At 39.3% G+C, this 17,312-nt stretch carries 18 protein-coding genes and 1 tRNA gene; 12 read left to right on the plus strand and 7 right to left on the minus strand.

The window, feature by feature from the left end; all coding sequences use genetic code 11:
• The 3 genes from ABN099_RS17815 to ABN099_RS17825 all read left to right on the plus strand — a co-directional run.
• The coding region (locus ABN099_RS17815; protein WP_349465683.1) for a VENN motif pre-toxin domain-containing protein at positions 1–1,339 on the plus strand (1,339 nt) is incomplete at its 5' end.
• A gap of 1 nt (position 1,340) precedes the next feature.
• On the plus strand, positions 1,341–1,733 hold the full coding sequence (locus ABN099_RS17820; RefSeq protein WP_349465685.1) for a DUF6896 domain-containing protein: 393 nt from the start codon (positions 1,341–1,343) through the stop codon (positions 1,731–1,733).
• Between the two features lie 354 nt (positions 1,734–2,087).
• The gene (locus ABN099_RS17825) at positions 2,088–2,282 is read left to right on the plus strand and encodes a hypothetical protein (RefSeq protein ID WP_349465687.1); all 195 of its coding nucleotides are present in this window, start codon (positions 2,088–2,090) and stop codon (positions 2,280–2,282) included.
• A 4-nt stretch (positions 2,283–2,286) separates the two neighbouring features.
• Here ABN099_RS17825 and ABN099_RS17830 read toward each other — a convergent pair whose 3' ends face one another.
• Complete coding sequence (locus ABN099_RS17830; protein ID WP_349465689.1) at positions 2,287–2,451, minus strand: hypothetical protein; 165 nt, start codon at positions 2,449–2,451, stop codon at positions 2,287–2,289.
• Between ABN099_RS17830 and ABN099_RS17835 the strand changes: the two genes are divergently transcribed.
• From ABN099_RS17835 to ABN099_RS17860, 6 genes are all read left to right on the plus strand, one after another.
• Positions 2,375–3,379 carry a VENN motif pre-toxin domain-containing protein gene (locus tag ABN099_RS17835; RefSeq protein WP_349465767.1) on the plus strand — a complete coding sequence of 335 codons (1,005 nt, stop codon included), beginning with the start codon at positions 2,375–2,377 and terminating at the stop codon, positions 3,377–3,379. The genes ABN099_RS17830 and ABN099_RS17835 overlap by 77 nt on opposite strands.
• Positions 3,376–3,855: a hypothetical protein gene (locus ABN099_RS17840; RefSeq protein ID WP_349465691.1), complete on the plus strand. Its 480-nt coding sequence runs from the start codon at positions 3,376–3,378 to the stop codon at positions 3,853–3,855. The genes ABN099_RS17835 and ABN099_RS17840 overlap by 4 nt, the downstream gene beginning before the upstream one ends.
• 341 nt (positions 3,856–4,196) lie before the next feature.
• Complete coding sequence (locus tag ABN099_RS17845) at positions 4,197–5,078, plus strand: hypothetical protein (protein ID WP_349465693.1); 882 nt, start codon at positions 4,197–4,199, stop codon at positions 5,076–5,078.
• A gap of 13 nt (positions 5,079–5,091) precedes the next feature.
• Positions 5,092–5,400, plus strand: coding sequence for a hypothetical protein (locus tag ABN099_RS17850; protein ID WP_349465695.1), 309 nt, complete (start codon positions 5,092–5,094; stop codon positions 5,398–5,400).
• A 105-nt stretch (positions 5,401–5,505) separates the two neighbouring features.
• Positions 5,506–5,757 carry a hypothetical protein gene (locus ABN099_RS17855; protein WP_349465697.1) on the plus strand — a complete coding sequence of 84 codons (252 nt, stop codon included), beginning with the start codon at positions 5,506–5,508 and terminating at the stop codon, positions 5,755–5,757.
• A gap of 287 nt (positions 5,758–6,044) precedes the next feature.
• The gene (locus ABN099_RS17860) at positions 6,045–6,407 is read left to right on the plus strand and encodes a YibL family ribosome-associated protein (RefSeq protein ID WP_349465699.1); all 363 of its coding nucleotides are present in this window, start codon (positions 6,045–6,047) and stop codon (positions 6,405–6,407) included.
• Between the two features lie 183 nt (positions 6,408–6,590).
• On the opposite strand, the gene ABN099_RS17865 is transcribed toward ABN099_RS17860, so the two are convergent.
• From ABN099_RS17865 to ABN099_RS17875, 3 genes are all read right to left on the minus strand, one after another.
• Positions 6,591–7,625: a virulence RhuM family protein gene (locus tag ABN099_RS17865; RefSeq protein WP_349465701.1), complete on the minus strand. Its 1,035-nt coding sequence runs from the start codon at positions 7,623–7,625 to the stop codon at positions 6,591–6,593.
• A 442-nt stretch (positions 7,626–8,067) separates the two neighbouring features.
• Positions 8,068–9,174 carry a hypothetical protein gene (locus ABN099_RS17870; RefSeq protein ID WP_349465703.1) on the minus strand — a complete coding sequence of 369 codons (1,107 nt, stop codon included), beginning with the start codon at positions 9,172–9,174 and terminating at the stop codon, positions 8,068–8,070.
• Positions 9,175–9,519: 345 nt separating this feature from the next.
• A tRNA-Sec gene (locus tag ABN099_RS17875) sits at positions 9,520–9,614 on the minus strand.
• Positions 9,615–9,852: 238 nt separating this feature from the next.
• Here ABN099_RS17875 and prlC point away from each other — a divergent pair.
• Both prlC and rsmJ read left to right on the plus strand, forming a co-directional pair.
• Positions 9,853–11,895, plus strand: a complete 2,043-nt coding sequence (prlC, locus tag ABN099_RS17880; RefSeq protein ID WP_349465705.1) for an oligopeptidase A — start codon at positions 9,853–9,855, stop codon at positions 11,893–11,895.
• Between the two features lie 3 nt (positions 11,896–11,898).
• Complete coding sequence (rsmJ, locus tag ABN099_RS17885; RefSeq protein WP_349465707.1) at positions 11,899–12,645, plus strand: 16S rRNA (guanine(1516)-N(2))-methyltransferase RsmJ; 747 nt, start codon at positions 11,899–11,901, stop codon at positions 12,643–12,645.
• An 84-nt stretch (positions 12,646–12,729) separates the two neighbouring features.
• On the opposite strand, the gene gdhA is transcribed toward rsmJ, so the two are convergent.
• Positions 12,730–14,070: an NADP-specific glutamate dehydrogenase gene (gene gdhA, locus ABN099_RS17890; protein WP_349465709.1), complete on the minus strand. Its 1,341-nt coding sequence runs from the start codon at positions 14,068–14,070 to the stop codon at positions 12,730–12,732.
• A 251-nt stretch (positions 14,071–14,321) separates the two neighbouring features.
• Positions 14,322–14,756: a universal stress protein UspA gene (uspA, locus tag ABN099_RS17895; protein ID WP_004246661.1), complete on the minus strand. Its 435-nt coding sequence runs from the start codon at positions 14,754–14,756 to the stop codon at positions 14,322–14,324.
• Between the two features lie 404 nt (positions 14,757–15,160).
• On the opposite strand from uspA, the gene uspB reads away from it, so the two are divergent.
• Complete coding sequence (gene uspB, locus ABN099_RS17900) at positions 15,161–15,493, plus strand: universal stress protein UspB (RefSeq protein WP_349465711.1); 333 nt, start codon at positions 15,161–15,163, stop codon at positions 15,491–15,493.
• A 67-nt stretch (positions 15,494–15,560) separates the two neighbouring features.
• Here the strand turns inward: uspB and pitA are convergent, their stop codons facing one another.
• Positions 15,561–17,060: an inorganic phosphate transporter PitA gene (gene pitA, locus ABN099_RS17905; protein ID WP_349465769.1), complete on the minus strand. Its 1,500-nt coding sequence runs from the start codon at positions 17,058–17,060 to the stop codon at positions 15,561–15,563.
• Positions 17,061–17,312 lie beyond the last annotated feature (252 nt).

Genomic DNA, 17,312 nt, shown 5'->3' on the forward strand with positions numbered 1-17,312 from the left:
CCAAGGGGATATCGCCGGCTTAAAACAGGCACAAGCGAAACATCCAAACTTGAGTGTGAGTGAGCTGCGTGAAACCAAAGAGTACAACCACGCGATGGAACGCTTTGGCACCGGCAGTGATTTACAAAAAGCCGCCCAAGCGGTGACGGGTGCATTAACCGCATTATCCGGCAATAACCTTGCTGGTGCACTGGCAAGCGGTGCTTCCCCTTACCTTGCCACTGAAATCAAAAACCGCACCACCAATACCGCTACGGGTGAAGTCGATATTGTCGCCAATACCTTAGCCCATACTCTTTTAGGCGCGGTGACAGCCGAGCTAAATAATCAATCCGCTGTTGCTGGCGGATTAGGCGCTGGCGGCGGTGAATTAGCCGCCAGAGTTATCGCCTCAAACCTCTTCCCTAATAAAGCAATCAGCGAACTCACTGAAAGTGAAAAACAAAAAGTCAGCGCATTAAGCCAACTCGCAGCAGGACTTGCAGGGGGCATCTCTACAGGTAATATCGAAGGTGCCGTTACCGCCGCGCAGACTGGGAAAAATGCGGTTGAGAATAACCATCTAAGCCCTGAAAAAACAAGAGCTAGAAGCGAAGAGTTTGCGCAATGTAATGGCGATAATAGTTGTCGTGCTGAGGTTAGAGGCATTTATCAAAAAGAATATGATAAAGTTCAAGAACAAATAAACAACTGTAGTAATCCAGACCAATGTATTGCTGTCGCGAAAGAGCTAAAAGAGTGGCAGAAAATTTACTCAGAAAGGGCAAATGAATTATTAGAAAAAGCACATAACAATGGTGGTATTGAGGCTCTTACTGTAGCAGAACAAAAAGAATTCATTGCGATTAAAAATACAATACCAAATTTAGATGGCTCTCGTAACTTAGCCATTTATCGGGCTGAATTACTTGGTGGGTCAGAAGAGACTACAAAAGAACGTGATTTAGCAATAGCTGCCGCAGGTATTGGCGCTGGTATTGGAAGTGGTAAAGGTGGGAATAATAGTACAAGTAAAGAGTCGCAAACTGGCAAGGTAAATCAGCAACAGTATAAAAGTGTTGCACCTAATATTTTAATTGGAAGACAAGACCGTACCGAAATGTCAGGTTCACAGGTTAAGCGATTAGTAAATGATATGAAAATAAATGGTTTTAACATGAGTGAACCAATAGATGTTGCTATAGTAAATGGAAAAATGATCATCATTGATGGACATCATAGAGTTGAAGCTGCTAGAAAAGCAGGCATTAAAGATATTCCTGTGAGAATTAATGTAGTAACAAAAGAACAAGGTGATCAGCTACTACGAGAAGCTGCTGAAGCAAGAGCTAGGAGATAGTATGTCAGATTCAATAAATAATACGTCCCTGAGAAATTTTGTTGTTATTCAAAAGAAATTAATTGAATCTTTTATGCATCAATATCCGAATGTTAAAGATTATCAATTTTTACTAGACTGTCCTAAACAAGGAATTATTAAGCTTGGTGATAATATTTGGCATTTTTCAAAACATGGAAAAGGAATTAAATTTTATCAAAATAATTCTTCAAAGGCTAAAGTTGTGGATGTTCATTGCAATATCACTGTTCCTGAAGCTTTTGATCTATGGCGCTTAAGTCAATATTTTGAATTGGATAATGATCACGAATTAAGTCGCTTACTAGATGAGATGGTTGAGGATGGAGATTTATTACTCATCTCTGATAAATATTATATTTTTACCAATAAATAAGTGGAGCTGTAAATTCTCTTTTTATCATTTCACTCCTCACCAAACCAGAGAATCCGCTATTCGGCTTGGTGAATAAAGGTATAGTGACTGCCCATATTAACCCCAACTCACAATTGAATGTAGATAGTTAGTTGTGAGACGGGCTTATTATTGTCTTACTAAATATTTTGAAGTTCTAAGTATTTTTCTATCACTGTCGATATTTTTATTACTACTAAACTTTGTTCACTATTCTAATAACAAATTGAACCACCACTTTTTAATTCTAAACTCGTCAAAAATCCACATCCTTCATATCAATCCCTCTTTTTTATTTTTCACTATGGTGAAATGTAAAACCTTGAGTGAAGCGCTTTGGCGCAATCCGTCACGGGTGCATTAACCGCATTATCCGGCAATAATCTTGCTGGTGCACTGGCAAGCGGTGCCTCCCCTTACCTTGCCACTGAAATCAAAAACCGCACCACCAATACCGCTACGGGTGAAGTCGATATTGTCGCCAATACCTTAGCCCATACTCTTTTAGGCGCGGTGACAGCCCCGAGCTAAATAATCAATCCGCAGTCGCTGGCGGATTAGGCGCTGGCGGCGGTGAATTAGCCGCCAGAGTTATCGCCTCAAACCTCTTCCCTAATAAAGCAATCAGCGAACTCACTGAAAGTGAAAAACAAAAAGTCAGCGCATTAAGCCAACTCGCAGCAGGACTTGCAGGGGGCATCTCTACAGGTAATATCGAAGGTGCCGTTACCGCCGCACAGACTGGGAAAAATGCGGTTGAGAATAATGCACTGAGTGATATTGTTGACGCCTTTGAGAAAAATAAAACACCTCAGCAAATTGCTGAAGAACGTGTTAATGCAGAGATTGAGAGCTACAAAACAGAGAACTGTGCTGGAATTAGTGCGAACGAATGTTCTACTAAAATGGCGGAAGAGCGCAATCAATTCTTCAAAGATGCAGCATCTTTGGGTATTGATTTTGTGCCCGTTGCTGGGGATTTTAAAAGTTTTACTGACGCTGAAGATTGGATTGATTATACATTAGCTGCAGCGGGTACTTTACCGTTTGGAAAATTTGTAACAAAACCATTAAAAGAAGCCAGATTATTACTAAAATCAGGCGATCTTGATGGGGCTAATAAGCTCATAAAAGAAGCAAGTGATGCCATACCAACAAAATCACCTTCTAACCCAACCTCACAGTCATCTAGTGGAGTATGGAAACCAGATCATGGTGTAGAGGTAAATACTGGGTCAGGTAAACAAAAAGACTTAGAAAGTAGTTCTCAGCCACCACAAAATACAGGTAGTAATTATCAACGACCACCTCGAAATGCGACTAACCTTGCAGGTGGTCCATTAGAGAGAGCTCAACAAGTAAGTGGAAGATTCCAAATTGAGAATGGACCTAAAAACAGTACAGTCTATCGAGCGGATAACCAAGGGAATATTACAAGTTATGCGACCTATGATTCTAATGGTATGATTTTAAAGCGAGTTGAAGTTACTGGAGCGGCTCACGGAGGCATAGCAACTCCCCATGTTATAGAATATGGGCGTAATGTATTACCTAATGGGAAAGTAAGAGTTCAGTCTCCATCGACTAAAGCGTTGCCTAGACCAGTGCGTGAGGATGAAATACCATGAAAAAAATCACGTTAATTCCAGAACCACATGATTTAACTCGTTATGAATTATGGAAAAGTAATTGGAGTTCCCCGAGTGATATGACAGTCAATGACTATATAAGTGATTGCTGTCATCCAGAAGATATACTTTGTAGTGTAAAATTATTGATACCTGAGTTTATTGATATTGATGGTTGTATATTATTAAGTGATAGGTATGAAGAAAATAATTTTAATGAGTGGAAAAAACAATTTGGCACGGATAGAGATGCAATAGAAAAGATACTAAATCATGTGCACTTATATGACCTATTCACTGGTAATTTAGACGGTACATCGGATTCGGTTTTTTTGCAGTTATGCAAAGTAATGCAGTGTTCTTGGGAAATGTCGCTCAAAAAAGCATTTCCAACAAAAGAATTTGTAGTTGAGCTTCATAGCTCAGAATCTAATTACGGACCATCTTTGACGTTCTATCAAAAAAATAGATTTTAGGTTCTATTTATCTCTAAAACCAACAATAACTAATACATTATCCACTGCCTCAGACAACCGGATAATCAACTATCCGGCTTGGTGGGGAAAGGTGTAGTGACTCCCCACCTAAAACCCGAGCCTCTTCAACACCAATTACCACTGATAATCAGTTAGGGACTGGAGTTGGGTTTACCTCGGTTCGGCAAGTAACCCACTGTATATTATCTTGATTTTTTCCCTTTTTTCTTCAGATTTTGTGTCGATGGGACGCGTGTGATGGTTTTATTCCACTGAGCTATCCTTAAGTTAACAATTCCTTTTTTAGCCAACTGAAAACTGACAATGAAATCAGCTTAAGTATGGTTGCGGGCGTTAATATCAGTGTGGGTGGCGGTTATACGCTAGGCTCAAGTAATCCAACCCTTAATCTTAGTGCAAGTAAAGACAAGCTGCACAGCAATTACGACAGCGTTAAAGAGCAAACTGGGCTGTTTGCTGGTAAAAAGGGCTTTGATGTTAAGGTAAAAGAGCATACTCAGCTTGATGGCGCGGTGATTGCATCAACTGCCGATAAAGACAAAAACAGCCTTGGAACAGACACCTTAGGCTGGAACGATATCCACAATAAAGCCGAGTTTGAAGCCTCACACAGTGGTGGCTCAATGAGCACCGGTGGACCTGTAGGCAAAGATCTGCTGAATAACATGGCCGGTGGATTATTATCGAACGCGAATAACCAAGATAATGCGCAAGGCACCACCAAAGCCGCGGTTTCTGAGGGTAAATGGCTTATTCGCAATACCAACAATCAAACCCAAGATATCACCCAATTAAGCCGCGATACTGAACATGCCAATGACGGCAGTATCAACCCTATCTTTGATAAAGAGAAAGAGCAAAATCGCTTAAAACAAGCCCAGCTCATTGGCGAAATCGGCAATCAGGCGATGGATATTATTCGCACCCAAGGGGATATCGCCGGCTTAAAAGATGCCCAAGCGAAACATCCAAACTTAAGTGTGAGTGAGCTGCGTGAAACCAAAGAGTACAACCACGCGATGGAGCGCTTTGGCACAGGCAGTGATTTACAAAAAGCCGCCCAAGCGGTGACGGGTGCATTAACCGCATTATCCAGCAATAATCTTGCTGGTGCACTGGCAAGCGGTGCCTTTTTTTACCTTACCACTGAAATCAAAAATAGCGACAAAAATACAGCTGAACATATCAAAGATCGAAGGTAAAATAGACCCAATAATGAAAAAATGGGATAAATTCAGAGAAATATTTTATGACTATGTGGGGGAGAATATGGATACTTTGAAAATCAGTTATATATCAGAAGCGGATGTAACTTTATTTGATGTTCGTTTATCTGAATCAGAAATCATAATTTATACCGATTGTTTAAAATATGTATTAACTCACTTAACTGATAATGAAATATATAAAGAAACGGAGTATTCAAGTAAACAAGAGTTATCACATTATTTAAATGATTTGAAAGATTTAATTAATTCAATGGAACATAAAAAATATCTTCCTGTTAGATATAAAAATATATAAAGTGTTTTTATGAACCATAACAACAGTAAATAATCCAGAATAATAAATAATGTAATTTATTTAATTGAATAAATAATATTGCTGATTATGCGAGGTGGTAACTGAATGGAATTATTAAAAAAAGAATATATTGCTAATACAGTAACTTTATTTGATGTGCGACTTTCTGAAGGTGAAATTACTTTATACGCAGATTGCTTAGATTTAATAATGAAAGTGTGTACAGATGAACAAATTTTTTCAAATACCGAATGTGTAAATAAAGAAGAAATATCATGGTATAGAGATAACCTAATTCAGATTATTAAGACTATGGAGAATAAAGATTTTTTGCCAGATAGATATAAGAACCTGTAACGTCGCCATTATCTGATTTCTAAGTATTTACAGATGCCAACTTCATATAAGGCTCTCTTTGTTGGCTCAACTCCGACTCACTTAACCTGATAATCAACTATCCAGTTGAGTGAGTGAATACGTAATGTTCTACATGCAATACATCACAACTAGAGGCATAAAACCTTTCTCGATACCATAAGATCATCAATAAATAGTAAATAGCTACCAACTAATACCCCCTTTTCACTCTCTTACACAGAATAGTGTATACTTGCCACCAGAAATTTATTCACGGTTAATTAATAATGAAAGAAATCGAAAAAACACAAATTAAGCTTCTTAGCGACCGTTTAGACCTTATTCGTCACAAGATGGCAAATATCTCGCTGACGGAAGAAGCGGAAAAATACGCAGAGTTTGAGAAAGAAAAAGCAGCACTGGAAATTGAAATCGTTCGTCTGAAAGAAGTACGTAACAAAAAACTAAGTAAAGAAGCGCAGAAGTTGGTGGATATGCCATTCAAGCGCCCCATCACTAAGAAAGAACAAGCGGATATTGGCAAGCTGAAGAAAGCAGTGCGAGGTTTGATAATTGTTCATCCAATGACGGCATTAGGTCGCGAAATGGGACTGGATGACATGACTGGTTTTTCTAAGACAGATTTTTAGTTAGAAATTTAATCCAGCTAAAACCTGTAATGACTCACTAATACTGGCTGGTTCTTAATATACTTTTTGTTGTTATGAACCGTTAGTAAATAGTTAGCCTCCAATGTTTACTACCTCCGCTTCTGGCGCAGAGCTGATCCTGACAATTTAGTTAATATAAAAAATAATAGAATAGCTACTTTTTTACTTACCTTTTTTCAGCAAATCTTTTAGCGCTGCAATATTCGCCCTCGCCCCTTCGGCTTCTTTTAGCTGGCGACGTTTTTGAGCATAGATATCAAATATCTCTTTGGCTTTCTCGTCGGCTGCTTTTTTGCTAATACCACCAGCGCCTTGTAATACTTCACGGTCATTGAAACTTAAAAACTGATCCAGCTTAGTATCCCAATCCTGTAAAAAAACCTGCTTACGGCGCAGCGCTTGGTCTTCGGCAAAATCGAGCCACATATTGACGATACGGTTTAATTCTTTGAGCTCATTTTCACGTAGATAATTATTCGCAACCGTCACATCCGTTTTACGCACTTCATCAGATTTATAACTGGTTAAGCCCATATCCGGCTGACTAGCATCTGCGCGACTCGCAATAAGCTCAGCGGCAGTCATGCCCGTACAAGCAAAATGCAATTTGTTTTGGATAGTTTGGAAGAAACGATTGGTTTCTTTATTCGAAGGCTCGTAATCCGCTGCCATAGTGAAAATCTCTTTCACTCGTAAATACACCCGCCGCTCACTGGCGCGAATATCACGGATGCGTTCGAGCATCTCATCAAAGTAATCCGGCACGACTGACTGACCGATAGGCGGACTCTTCAGCCGCTCATCGTCCATCACAAACCCTTTGATCAGATACTGCTCTAAAGTTTGCGTTGCCCACTGGCGGAATTGAGTACCCCGAACAGAGCGGACGCGGTAGCCAATCGCGAGGATCATTGAGAGGTTGTAATGCAGCGTGTTGCGATTAACCTGCCGATTACCTTCTTGTCGAACTTGTAAGAAAGACTTACAAGTTGAATTTTGTACAAGCTCACCCTCTTCGTAAACAGCTTTAACATGTTGAGTTATTGCCTGAGGTGTTACCTGATAAAGATTGGCAATTTCAGCCTGAGATAACCACAGCGTATCCGACTCAAAACGGCATTCGACGCGAGTCTGTCCATCTTCACTGCGGAACAAAACAAATTCGCCCTGTGATGCTTCAGGAAGATTCTCGCTCATCAAATTGCCCTCAGTCTATGTACCATGAGTAAACTATGAACAACAATATAGCATATTTAACAAAAAGATAAGGACATCTGTAAATAGTAAGAAACCACATTATTTTATGAAATAACAATATGCTGCATATCTTAAGATTAGCTGTAATTAAATTGGAGTAGATAGCAATGAGTGGGATCACTGGAGTCGAATTCAATGGATAATGGTATTAAATGAGTTTACTTGGTTGGATAAATAACAGTGCCCCCAGATTAGTTTTTGGGGTGGACAAGAAAAACGCTAGCCAACCACAAAATTAATGAATAGTGACAATTACTGCCTGCTTTTTATTAGAATTAACATATTAAAAGCAGGCTAATACACGATTTAAATTATTGCTTCACCACATTGTTAACTATCACAAAATTAGCCTTATAATCTATATTCTTATACAGCTAAGACATTAACGATTACTGAGATTTTCTGTACCTTTTCTTGATTTCGCTAGTTCGTCTCGTATAAAGCTGGCTAATTTATAATAAATTTCTTTTTTAAATACCTGATCAGACAAAACTGGATATATTTTATTCCCTTCTGATGAATAAGAAAAAGCAAAACAGTTTTTATTTGTTAATTCATATTTTTCTTCTGGAGTAGATACATTGAATTCACACCCAACAACCATTGGCTCATTTTTAATAATTGAAAAATACACACTTTGACTTAACTCGTTAATCTTAACTACATCAACCCATGACGCTAGATTTTTAGCAAGAGCATCTCTTTTAGCTTCCCAATACTTCAAATATGTTTCATATACAGTGCCATGTTCTTTTATTTTAGAAATAAGTTTAGCTATTTCCTCAGACTCTTGTGGATAATCCCCACGATTAAGGTAACTAACTAAATCTGGTGCATCTGCATTAATACTTTTCTCTTTAATAAAATTTTTAAGGGTAACAATGTCCTGCTGAACCTCATTTAATAAATCTACTATCTCTTGATCTGCCTGTGCTTCTAACCGTTCTAAATTAAATAGCTCAATAAATTTATCTTCTTTTAACTCTACTATTTTAGCTAATCTATCTTCCAAGCGGACATAACTTCTGGGTCCTTTGCCACTGATATACTCACTTGCCACTTCGTTAGTTTTTCGGATAGATTGAATTGCTTTTGTTACTAGTCCACTTTCATACAGTTGGCTCATGTCATTTAATACTTTAGAAAGCATTTCAGCATCCCGATTAGACATTTGAATCTGTCGTGTGTAATTAGCTACTTCATTATCATATACTTTCAGTGCGTCATTGACTTGAGCTTGAACGCTAGAATCAATATAACGTTGAGTCACACTAGCGTCGAACATACAGTTATATTTTACAATATCACGACCTCTTGCATCCTTATATTCATCCCAGGATACTGATTTACAAATATTCCTATGATCATAGGCGTTACCCAACGTAATACTACTATCTATAGGAGTCACCATTTCTTTTACAAGCTTAATATTTCCATCATCACAAGCGGTTAATAATACTAATGGGATCGCAAGCAAGACTCTTTTCATAGGAATTCCTTTGGAGAAAAAGATAAAGATTTGATAGATGCTAAAATTGTACTACATCTTATTTATGAGGAAATAATTTAAGTAAATTTTGGTTTTTTGAAGCCAACTAGAACTGATAATAAGTTTCCTCTCAACAATAGAGCAAAGAAAAAATTACCTACGATACAAGCATTTTGTAAACGGTCTAATGATGTGACCAATTATTAAGACTGACCACATCACTTCAGCAAGTACCACCAAAACAAGTGTAGGTTGAGTCAGGTTGACATCAGGAGAACATAAGTTGGCTTAATAACTGATATTTAAGGGATTAGTTGAGCTTTGTGGAGTTGTATTGAACTTAAGTGGCGGAAGATCACAGGAGTCGAACCTGCCAAGGACCGCTGGCGGCCCCATCTGGATTTGAAGTCCAGCCGCCCCACCGGGGACGATGATCTTCCATTTAGGAATATCAGTAGGAAATAACGGATTGATTATACGCTGAATCATTTATATTCCCAAGTATCCTAAATCAATAAAACCTCTTTCAAAGAAAATAATCCCATTTTTGAGTAAAACTGCTGATAATGACCGCGATACTATTGAACTTATACTGTTTCATCCTCATCTTACTATCTATAACGAATAAACTCAGTGGTGTGTTTCACGTCACGATAACCCAATTAACAGGATGTTTTTATGTCAAATCCATTAGTTAGCACAACGGGATTACCTGCATTCTCCCAAATAAAACCAGAACATGTAGTACCTGCACTGAAAGAAGTTTTAACCACTTATCGCGCAACTGTTGAGAAATTACTCGCCCAAAATACCCAATTCACTTGGGATAATCTTTGCCAACCTTTAGCTGAAGCGGGCGATAAACTCGCACGAGCGTGGTCTCCTGTTAGCCATTTAAATTCAGTAAAAAATTGTGCTGAACTGCGCGAAGCCTATGAGCAAAGCTTACCACTGCTATCTGAATTCAGTACTTGGATGGGGCAACACGAAGGGTTATATCAAGCCTATAAATCAATTAAAGAAAGTGCTGATTTTAACCACCTTACCCAACCACAGAAAAAAGCGGTCGAAAACGCACTGCGTGATTTTGAGCTATCCGGTATTGGCTTACCAAAAGAAAAACAGCAACGTTTTGGTGAAATCAGTGCGCGTATGTCAGAGCTTGGTGCTAAGTTTGGTAATAATGTGCTAGATGCAACAATGGGTTGGTCTAAATTAATTACTGATGTAAATGACTTAGCTGGAATGCCACAAAGTGCTATTGATGCAGCTAAAGCGCTAGCTGAAGCTAAAGAGCAAGAAGGCTATTTATTAACACTTGATATGCCAAGCTATCTGCCAGTAATGACTTACGCTGATAACCGCGAACTGAGAAAAGAGATGAGCATTGCTTATAGCACTCGCGCATCTGATCAAGGTCCTAATGCAGGTCAGTGGGATAACAGCGAAATTATGGCGGAAATTTTAGCGCTGCGTCATGAATTAGCACAACTGTTAGGCTTTAAAAACTACGCTGAAAAATCACTCGCCACTAAAATGGCTGAATCACCAGAGCAAGTGATTAACTTCTTAACCGACTTGGCACAACGTGCTCATCCACAAGGTAAAGAAGAATTAGCTGAACTCACTCGATTTGCCAAAGAACACTATGGTGTTGAGAAATTAGAGTCGTGGGATCTGGCTTACTACAGCGAAAAACAGAAACAGCACCTATTTTCTATTGATGATGAGCAATTACGTCCTTATTTCCCAGAACAACGTGCACTAAGCGGATTATTTGAAGTAGTTCATCGTATCTATGGTTTAACGGCTAAAGAACGCAAAGATATCGATACATGGCATGATGATGTGCGTTTCTTTGAGCTTTATGATGAGAGCAATACCTTACGCGGTAGCTTCTATCTCGATCTATATGCACGTGAACATAAACGAGGCGGTGCATGGATGGATGATTGCATTGGTAGAATGCGTCATGCTGATGGAACACTGCAAAATCCCGTGGCTTATCTCACCTGTAACTTCAATAAACCTGTCGGTGATAAACCAGCGCTGTTTACACATAATGAAGTCACCACGCTATTCCATGAATTTGGTCACGGCTTACACCATATGTTAACGCAAATTGATACCGCAGATGTTGCAGGTATTAATGGTGTTCCTTGGGATGCAGTTGAGTTACCAAGTCAGTTTATGGAAAACTGGTGTTGGGAGCCTGAAGCGTTAGCCTTTATTTCAGGTCATTACGAAACTGGCGAACCGCTCCCACAAACAATGTTAGATAATATGCTGACAGCAAAAAATTATCAGTCAGCAATGTTTGTACTACGCCAATTAGAATTTGGTCTATTTGATTTCCGTTTACATGCTGAATACTCACCTGAACAAGGTGCTCGTGTTATGGATATCTTAAATAGTGTGAAGGAAAAAGTCTCTGTGGTGCCTTCTGCTCCATGGGCTCGTTTCCCTCATGCGTTTAGTCATATCTTTGCTGGTGGTTACGCTGCGGGCTATTACAGCTATTTATGGGCTGATGTTCTGGCTGCTGATGCTTTTTCTCGATTCTCTGAAGAAGGTATTTTTAACCGCGCAACAGGTCAATCATTCCTTGATAACATTTTAACTCGTGGTGGTTCAGAAGAACCAATGGAGCTGTTCAAACGCTTCCGTGGTCGTGAACCTAAACTTGATGCAATGCTCAAAGGCTATGGCATTAAAGGGTAATCTGTGAATATCTGTTTAGTTTGTGAAGAAGGCGCTGATAACAGCGCCTTATCTGATTTAGCCACACGTTGGGGATTGACTCACGACGACTCTCAAGTAATGGCACTTGTTTTAACACCTACTCACCTTGAGTTACGTAAACAAGATGAACCCAAACTTGGTGGTATTTACGTGGATTTTGTTGAAGGTACCATGGCACATCGGCGTAAATTTGGCGGTGGTCGAGGCGAAGCAGTCGCAAAAGCCGTTGGTATTAAAAAAGATTATCTACCCGATGTGATTGATGCCACCGCAGGATTGGGTCGTGATGCCTTTGTATTAGCATCTATTGGTTGCAAGGTTAGGATGGTTGAACGCCACCCCGTTGTGGCGGCACTACTTGAAGATGGTCTAACACGAGCCTATGCCGATCCTGATATTGGTGAGTGGATGCAAGAACGTATGAAGTTAATCCACGCTTCATCAATTCAAGCATTAACGGAGATAACACCACCACCTGACGTGGTTTATCTTGACCCAATGTATCCACATAAAACTAAAAGTGCGCTGGTTAAAAAAGAGATGCGCGTATTTCAGTCTTTAGTGGGGGCTGATGAAGATGCTGATGCATTACTAACACCAGCAATGAGTTTGGCGAAAAAACGTGTGGTAGTAAAACGCCCTGATTATGCTGAACCACTAGATAATCAGCCTTCTCATGCTAGCGTAACCACAAAAAACCACCGTTTTGATATTTATCCTTGTACATGACTAGTTATATAACTATTTACATAAACAAGAGATCAAAACATTGAAATCTGACGGGTGTTTAACACCCGTTCAGAACAAGTAATGTTACAGCACACCCTGCGCTAACATCGCATCAGCCACTTTTACAAAGCCTGCAATATTGGCACCTTGAATATAGTTAGTTTGTTTGCCTTCACCGCCATAGTTCACACAGGCATGGTGAATATCTAACATGATGTGATGTAAACGCGCATCGACTTTCTCAGCTTTCCAACTTAAGCGTGCGGCATTTTGCGCCATTTCTAAACCAGAGGTGGCAACACCCCCCGCATTTGCAGCTTTACCTGGAGCAAATAATACGCCCGCTTCAATAAAGGCATCCGTTGCAGCAATCGTGGTTGGCATATTAGCGCCTTCAGCAACCGCTTTAACGCCATTTTTGATAAGCACCTTAGCAGCCTCTAGATCTAACTCATTTTGAGTTGCACAAGGGAGTGCAATATCAACCGCAATAGCCCAAGGTTGTTGTCCTGCAAGGTAAGTTAGACCAAACTCTTTGGCATACTCTTCAACACGACCATAATTATTTTTAATTTCAGTTAAACGCGCCAGTTTTTCAGTAGTAAAACCCGCTTCATCAACCACAGTACCAGCAGAATCTGATGCAGTGACTACCTTCGCGCCTAATTCTAAACATTTCTCAATAGTAAACTGGGCAACATTACCTGCACCAGAAACCGCCACACGCATTCCTTCAAGCGACATACCATGGCGTTTAAGCATTGCATTAGTAAAATAGACTAAGCCATAGCCCGTTGCTTCAGGGCGAATTAAACTTCCGCCAAAAGAGAGCCCTTTCCCCGTAAATACACACTCATTGCTGTTAGATAGCTTTTTCATCATACCAGCCATAAAACCAACTTCTCGTGCACCAACACCAATATCACCTGCGGGTACATCGGTATTCGCGCCTAAATGGCGATAAAGCTCGGTCATTAATGCTTGGCAAAAACGCATTACTTCACCATGACTTTTTCCTTTAGGATTAAAGTCTGAACCACCTTTAGCTCCGCCCATTGGCAACGTGGTTAATGCATTTTTAAACGTCTGTTCAAAACCTAAGAATTTTAGGATAGATAAATTAACTGAAGGGTGAAAACGCATACCGCCTTTGTAAGGACCAATGGCTGAATTAAACTGAATGCGCCATGCACGGTTAACTTGGACTTGTCCTTTGTCATCTAACCAACAAACGCGAAACTGAATAATACGTTCAGGCTCAACTAATCGCTCAAGTAATGATTGTTCACGATATTGTGGATTTTTTTCTAAAAAAGGCCACAAAGTAGTAAAAACTTCACGTACCGCCTGATGATATTCAGGTTGATGAGCGTTATATTTTTCTACCCCTTCTAAAAATGAAGACAACGAGCCAGATATAGTCATTCAGCTATTCCTTTTTGTGTGATGTGATGTTTGCATAACCTCATTTATTCGAAATATTTTTGGGTTTTGTGAGGTCGATGTTGTTTTGCCTATTGAATATATCATTAAAACACATTCACATTTCAAGACATTTTTTTCATAATTAGACAAAAAAAAAAGCTTGACCCTTTGCAAGGGTATTAAAATCAGGAATTATGGACAAAAAAATACCTGCATAAGCAGGCATTTTTTTCGCTTAAAAAAGCAATTAATTATTCTTCATCATCTTTCAGAGGAACAATTAACATATCAACGTGAACCGTGTTGATGAGCTGACGTGCTGATGACATCAACTTACTCCAGAAATCCTGATGATGACCACAAACGACTAAATCCATATCGTATTTTTTAATTGCATCAACAAGAACCTGACCTAAATCACCACTACCACTTAGTGTTTCCTGAATTTCATAACCAGAGTTATCAGACAGATCTTTTAATGCATTACGGGTTTCATCAGTGATGCGCTGTTGCATATCGCCGAGGTTGACATCAATTAAACCGGTGTACAGATCAGAGTAGTTAACATCAACGTGAATTAAGGAAACTTTGGCATTATAGGGTTTTGCCATAGATACAGCTTTCTGTACCAAGACGTTACTCTCAGGGGATAAATCAACTGCCACTAGAATATGCTTATAAGCCATCGTGAACTCCTTCCATAAGCTGATTAATCGGTCGGAAAGGCTTTACGCCTATATCCTTTACATTAAATATAACGTTTTAAGATGAAAGTTAGATGTCGTCTAGATCACAACTTAACGCAAATTACATCAAGAGAGCATCTATCGATAAATAACAATATACTACATTTTACATTAGCACTATCTAGCTGCTATCGAAATGAGCATAATAATGTGAATTTAGTACAAAAAATAATAAAAACACCCTTTTAGAGTTAATTTTTAATCAATTCTTTGAAAAAGTAATCAACTTGATAAAGTCACTTTTATTTATTGGTTAATTTCACCTAAACTTAAATAAGAGAAAAAATAACCTCTGTAGGTAAAGGTTTTCTCATCTCAGAATCAATTATTCTAGGGAGGGGATTATGTTTAGTATCATTGTTATATTTTGGGCGCTGTGTATTCTTTGCCTAATAAATATGATGCGTTATTTCTCATCTATTCGGGTACTACTGTCCATATTGCGCCAATCTGATCCTTTGCTCTATCAATCTGTTGATGGCAATGGATTCTTTACTATGCATGGGCAATTTTCCAAACAACTGCGCCTTATTCGTTATATCAATCAGCGACAATATACTAATCACCATGATCCTGAAGTCATCATGCGCTGTGACCGAATTTATCAACAATTTTACCTTATTAGCCGTTTTTGTATTCTTGTTGTCGTAACGCTAATCGCCCTATTATTTTGGTAAATAATAGGCAAAAAAAACGGTGACTTAAAGTCACCGTTTTTCAATAATTAGGATTTTGTTACTATTATCAACCGCTCACGAGGAATGATAACGATATCCAATAAAGCACACCAGATAAAATGATGCTGACAGGTAAGGTTAAAATCCAAGCCAAGGCAATACTTTTCACTGTCTTAGTCTGAACACCACCACCATCAATAATCATAGTACCGGCAACGGCAGAAGAGAGGACTTGTGTCGTTGATACAGGCATACCTGTATAACTTGCTACACCGATAGAGACCGCAGCAGTTACCTGAGCAGAAACACCTTGAGCATAAGTCATACCTTTCTTACCAATTTTTTCACCGATAGTTACGGCAACACGCTTCCAACCTACCATAGTCCCAATAGAGAGCGCTAAAGCAACAGAGATAATGATCCAAATTGGCGCATATTCCACTGTATTTAGCAGGTCACGACTCAATGTTTTTAAGAACCGCGAATCTTGGATACTTGTTTCTGGTAGTTTAGCAACTTCTGTTGCTGTATCAGCGATACACATCAGTAATCGACGCATTTGAGCACGTTGATCTGCATTCAATTCATCGTAAGAGCTTATATTTGCAAGCATTTGCTCTGTTTGATTAAGAACAATTGGTGTTCTTGCACTATTACAATGAAATTCATTGTCAGCTGCTGCAACTTCGGCTGATACTGCTGGTGTATTTTCAATTGCGTGCTGTAATGCTGGCTGATGCTTTTCATAATACTGCTGTAAATGTACAACGGCATCATGGGTCCGAGTGATGTCATACCCACTCGCATTCATATTGACGACAAAGCCCGCAGGCGCTACGCCAATTAGAACCAGCATGATCAGACCAATGCCTTTTTGCCCATCATTCGCACCATGAGAGAAGCTCACACCTATCGCAGATAAAATCAGCGCAGTACGAGTCCAGAATGGTGGCTTACGCTTACCATCTTGTTTCTCACGTTCTGCTGGTGTTAGGTGAATACGGCGGCGTTTTTTCGTTCCACTCCAGTAACGGCGTAGAATAAAGATCATCGCACCCGCAATAACTAAACCAACAATTGGGGAAAGAATGAGTGAAAGGAAAATGCTGATCATTTTTGGTACGTTTAACGCATCGACGATGGATGAATCCGTCACGATAGCATTAGTTAAACCAATACCAATAATCGCACCTATCAGCGTATGTGAACTTGATGCTGGAATGCCTAAATACCATGTACCTAAGTTCCAGATAATGGCAGCTAACAGCAACGAGAAAACCATGGCGAGGCCATGTGCAGAGCTCACATTTAGCAGAAGATCTGTCGGTAACAAATGAACGATAGCATAAGCCACGCTCAACCCACCGAGCAAAACCCCGAGGAAGTTAAACACACCCGCCATCACGACCGCAAATTGCGCTCGCATTGCACGAGTATAGATAACAGTTGCTACCGCATTTGCGGTATCATGGAAGCCGTTAATAGCTTCGTAAAATAGCACAAAAATAAGTGCTAAAACCAACATTAAACCTGTATGAAATTCCAGGCCAGTAAACAAATGTAGCATAGACGTTAAGCCAGTTAGTTGGACATGAACGCGGCGCATTATCATGGACAAATGCGAACGGTGGAAGCGAAATTTAACCTTTTTTTGATTTGATAACCAAGAAACTCAAAGTGTTTATCTAATAATGCTATATATATCATTAGATTAACAAAAAAATAAAAAAAGTAAATTTCTGTCAATATTTCAGCTTGCTAATAAGAATTTAGGTGAAAAATGTGGATTTCTCCATATAATTTTACAAATTTACTCTGA

Source organism: Proteus hauseri (assembly GCF_040139125.1).
Taxonomy (GTDB): domain Bacteria; phylum Pseudomonadota; class Gammaproteobacteria; order Enterobacterales; family Enterobacteriaceae; genus Proteus; species Proteus hauseri_B.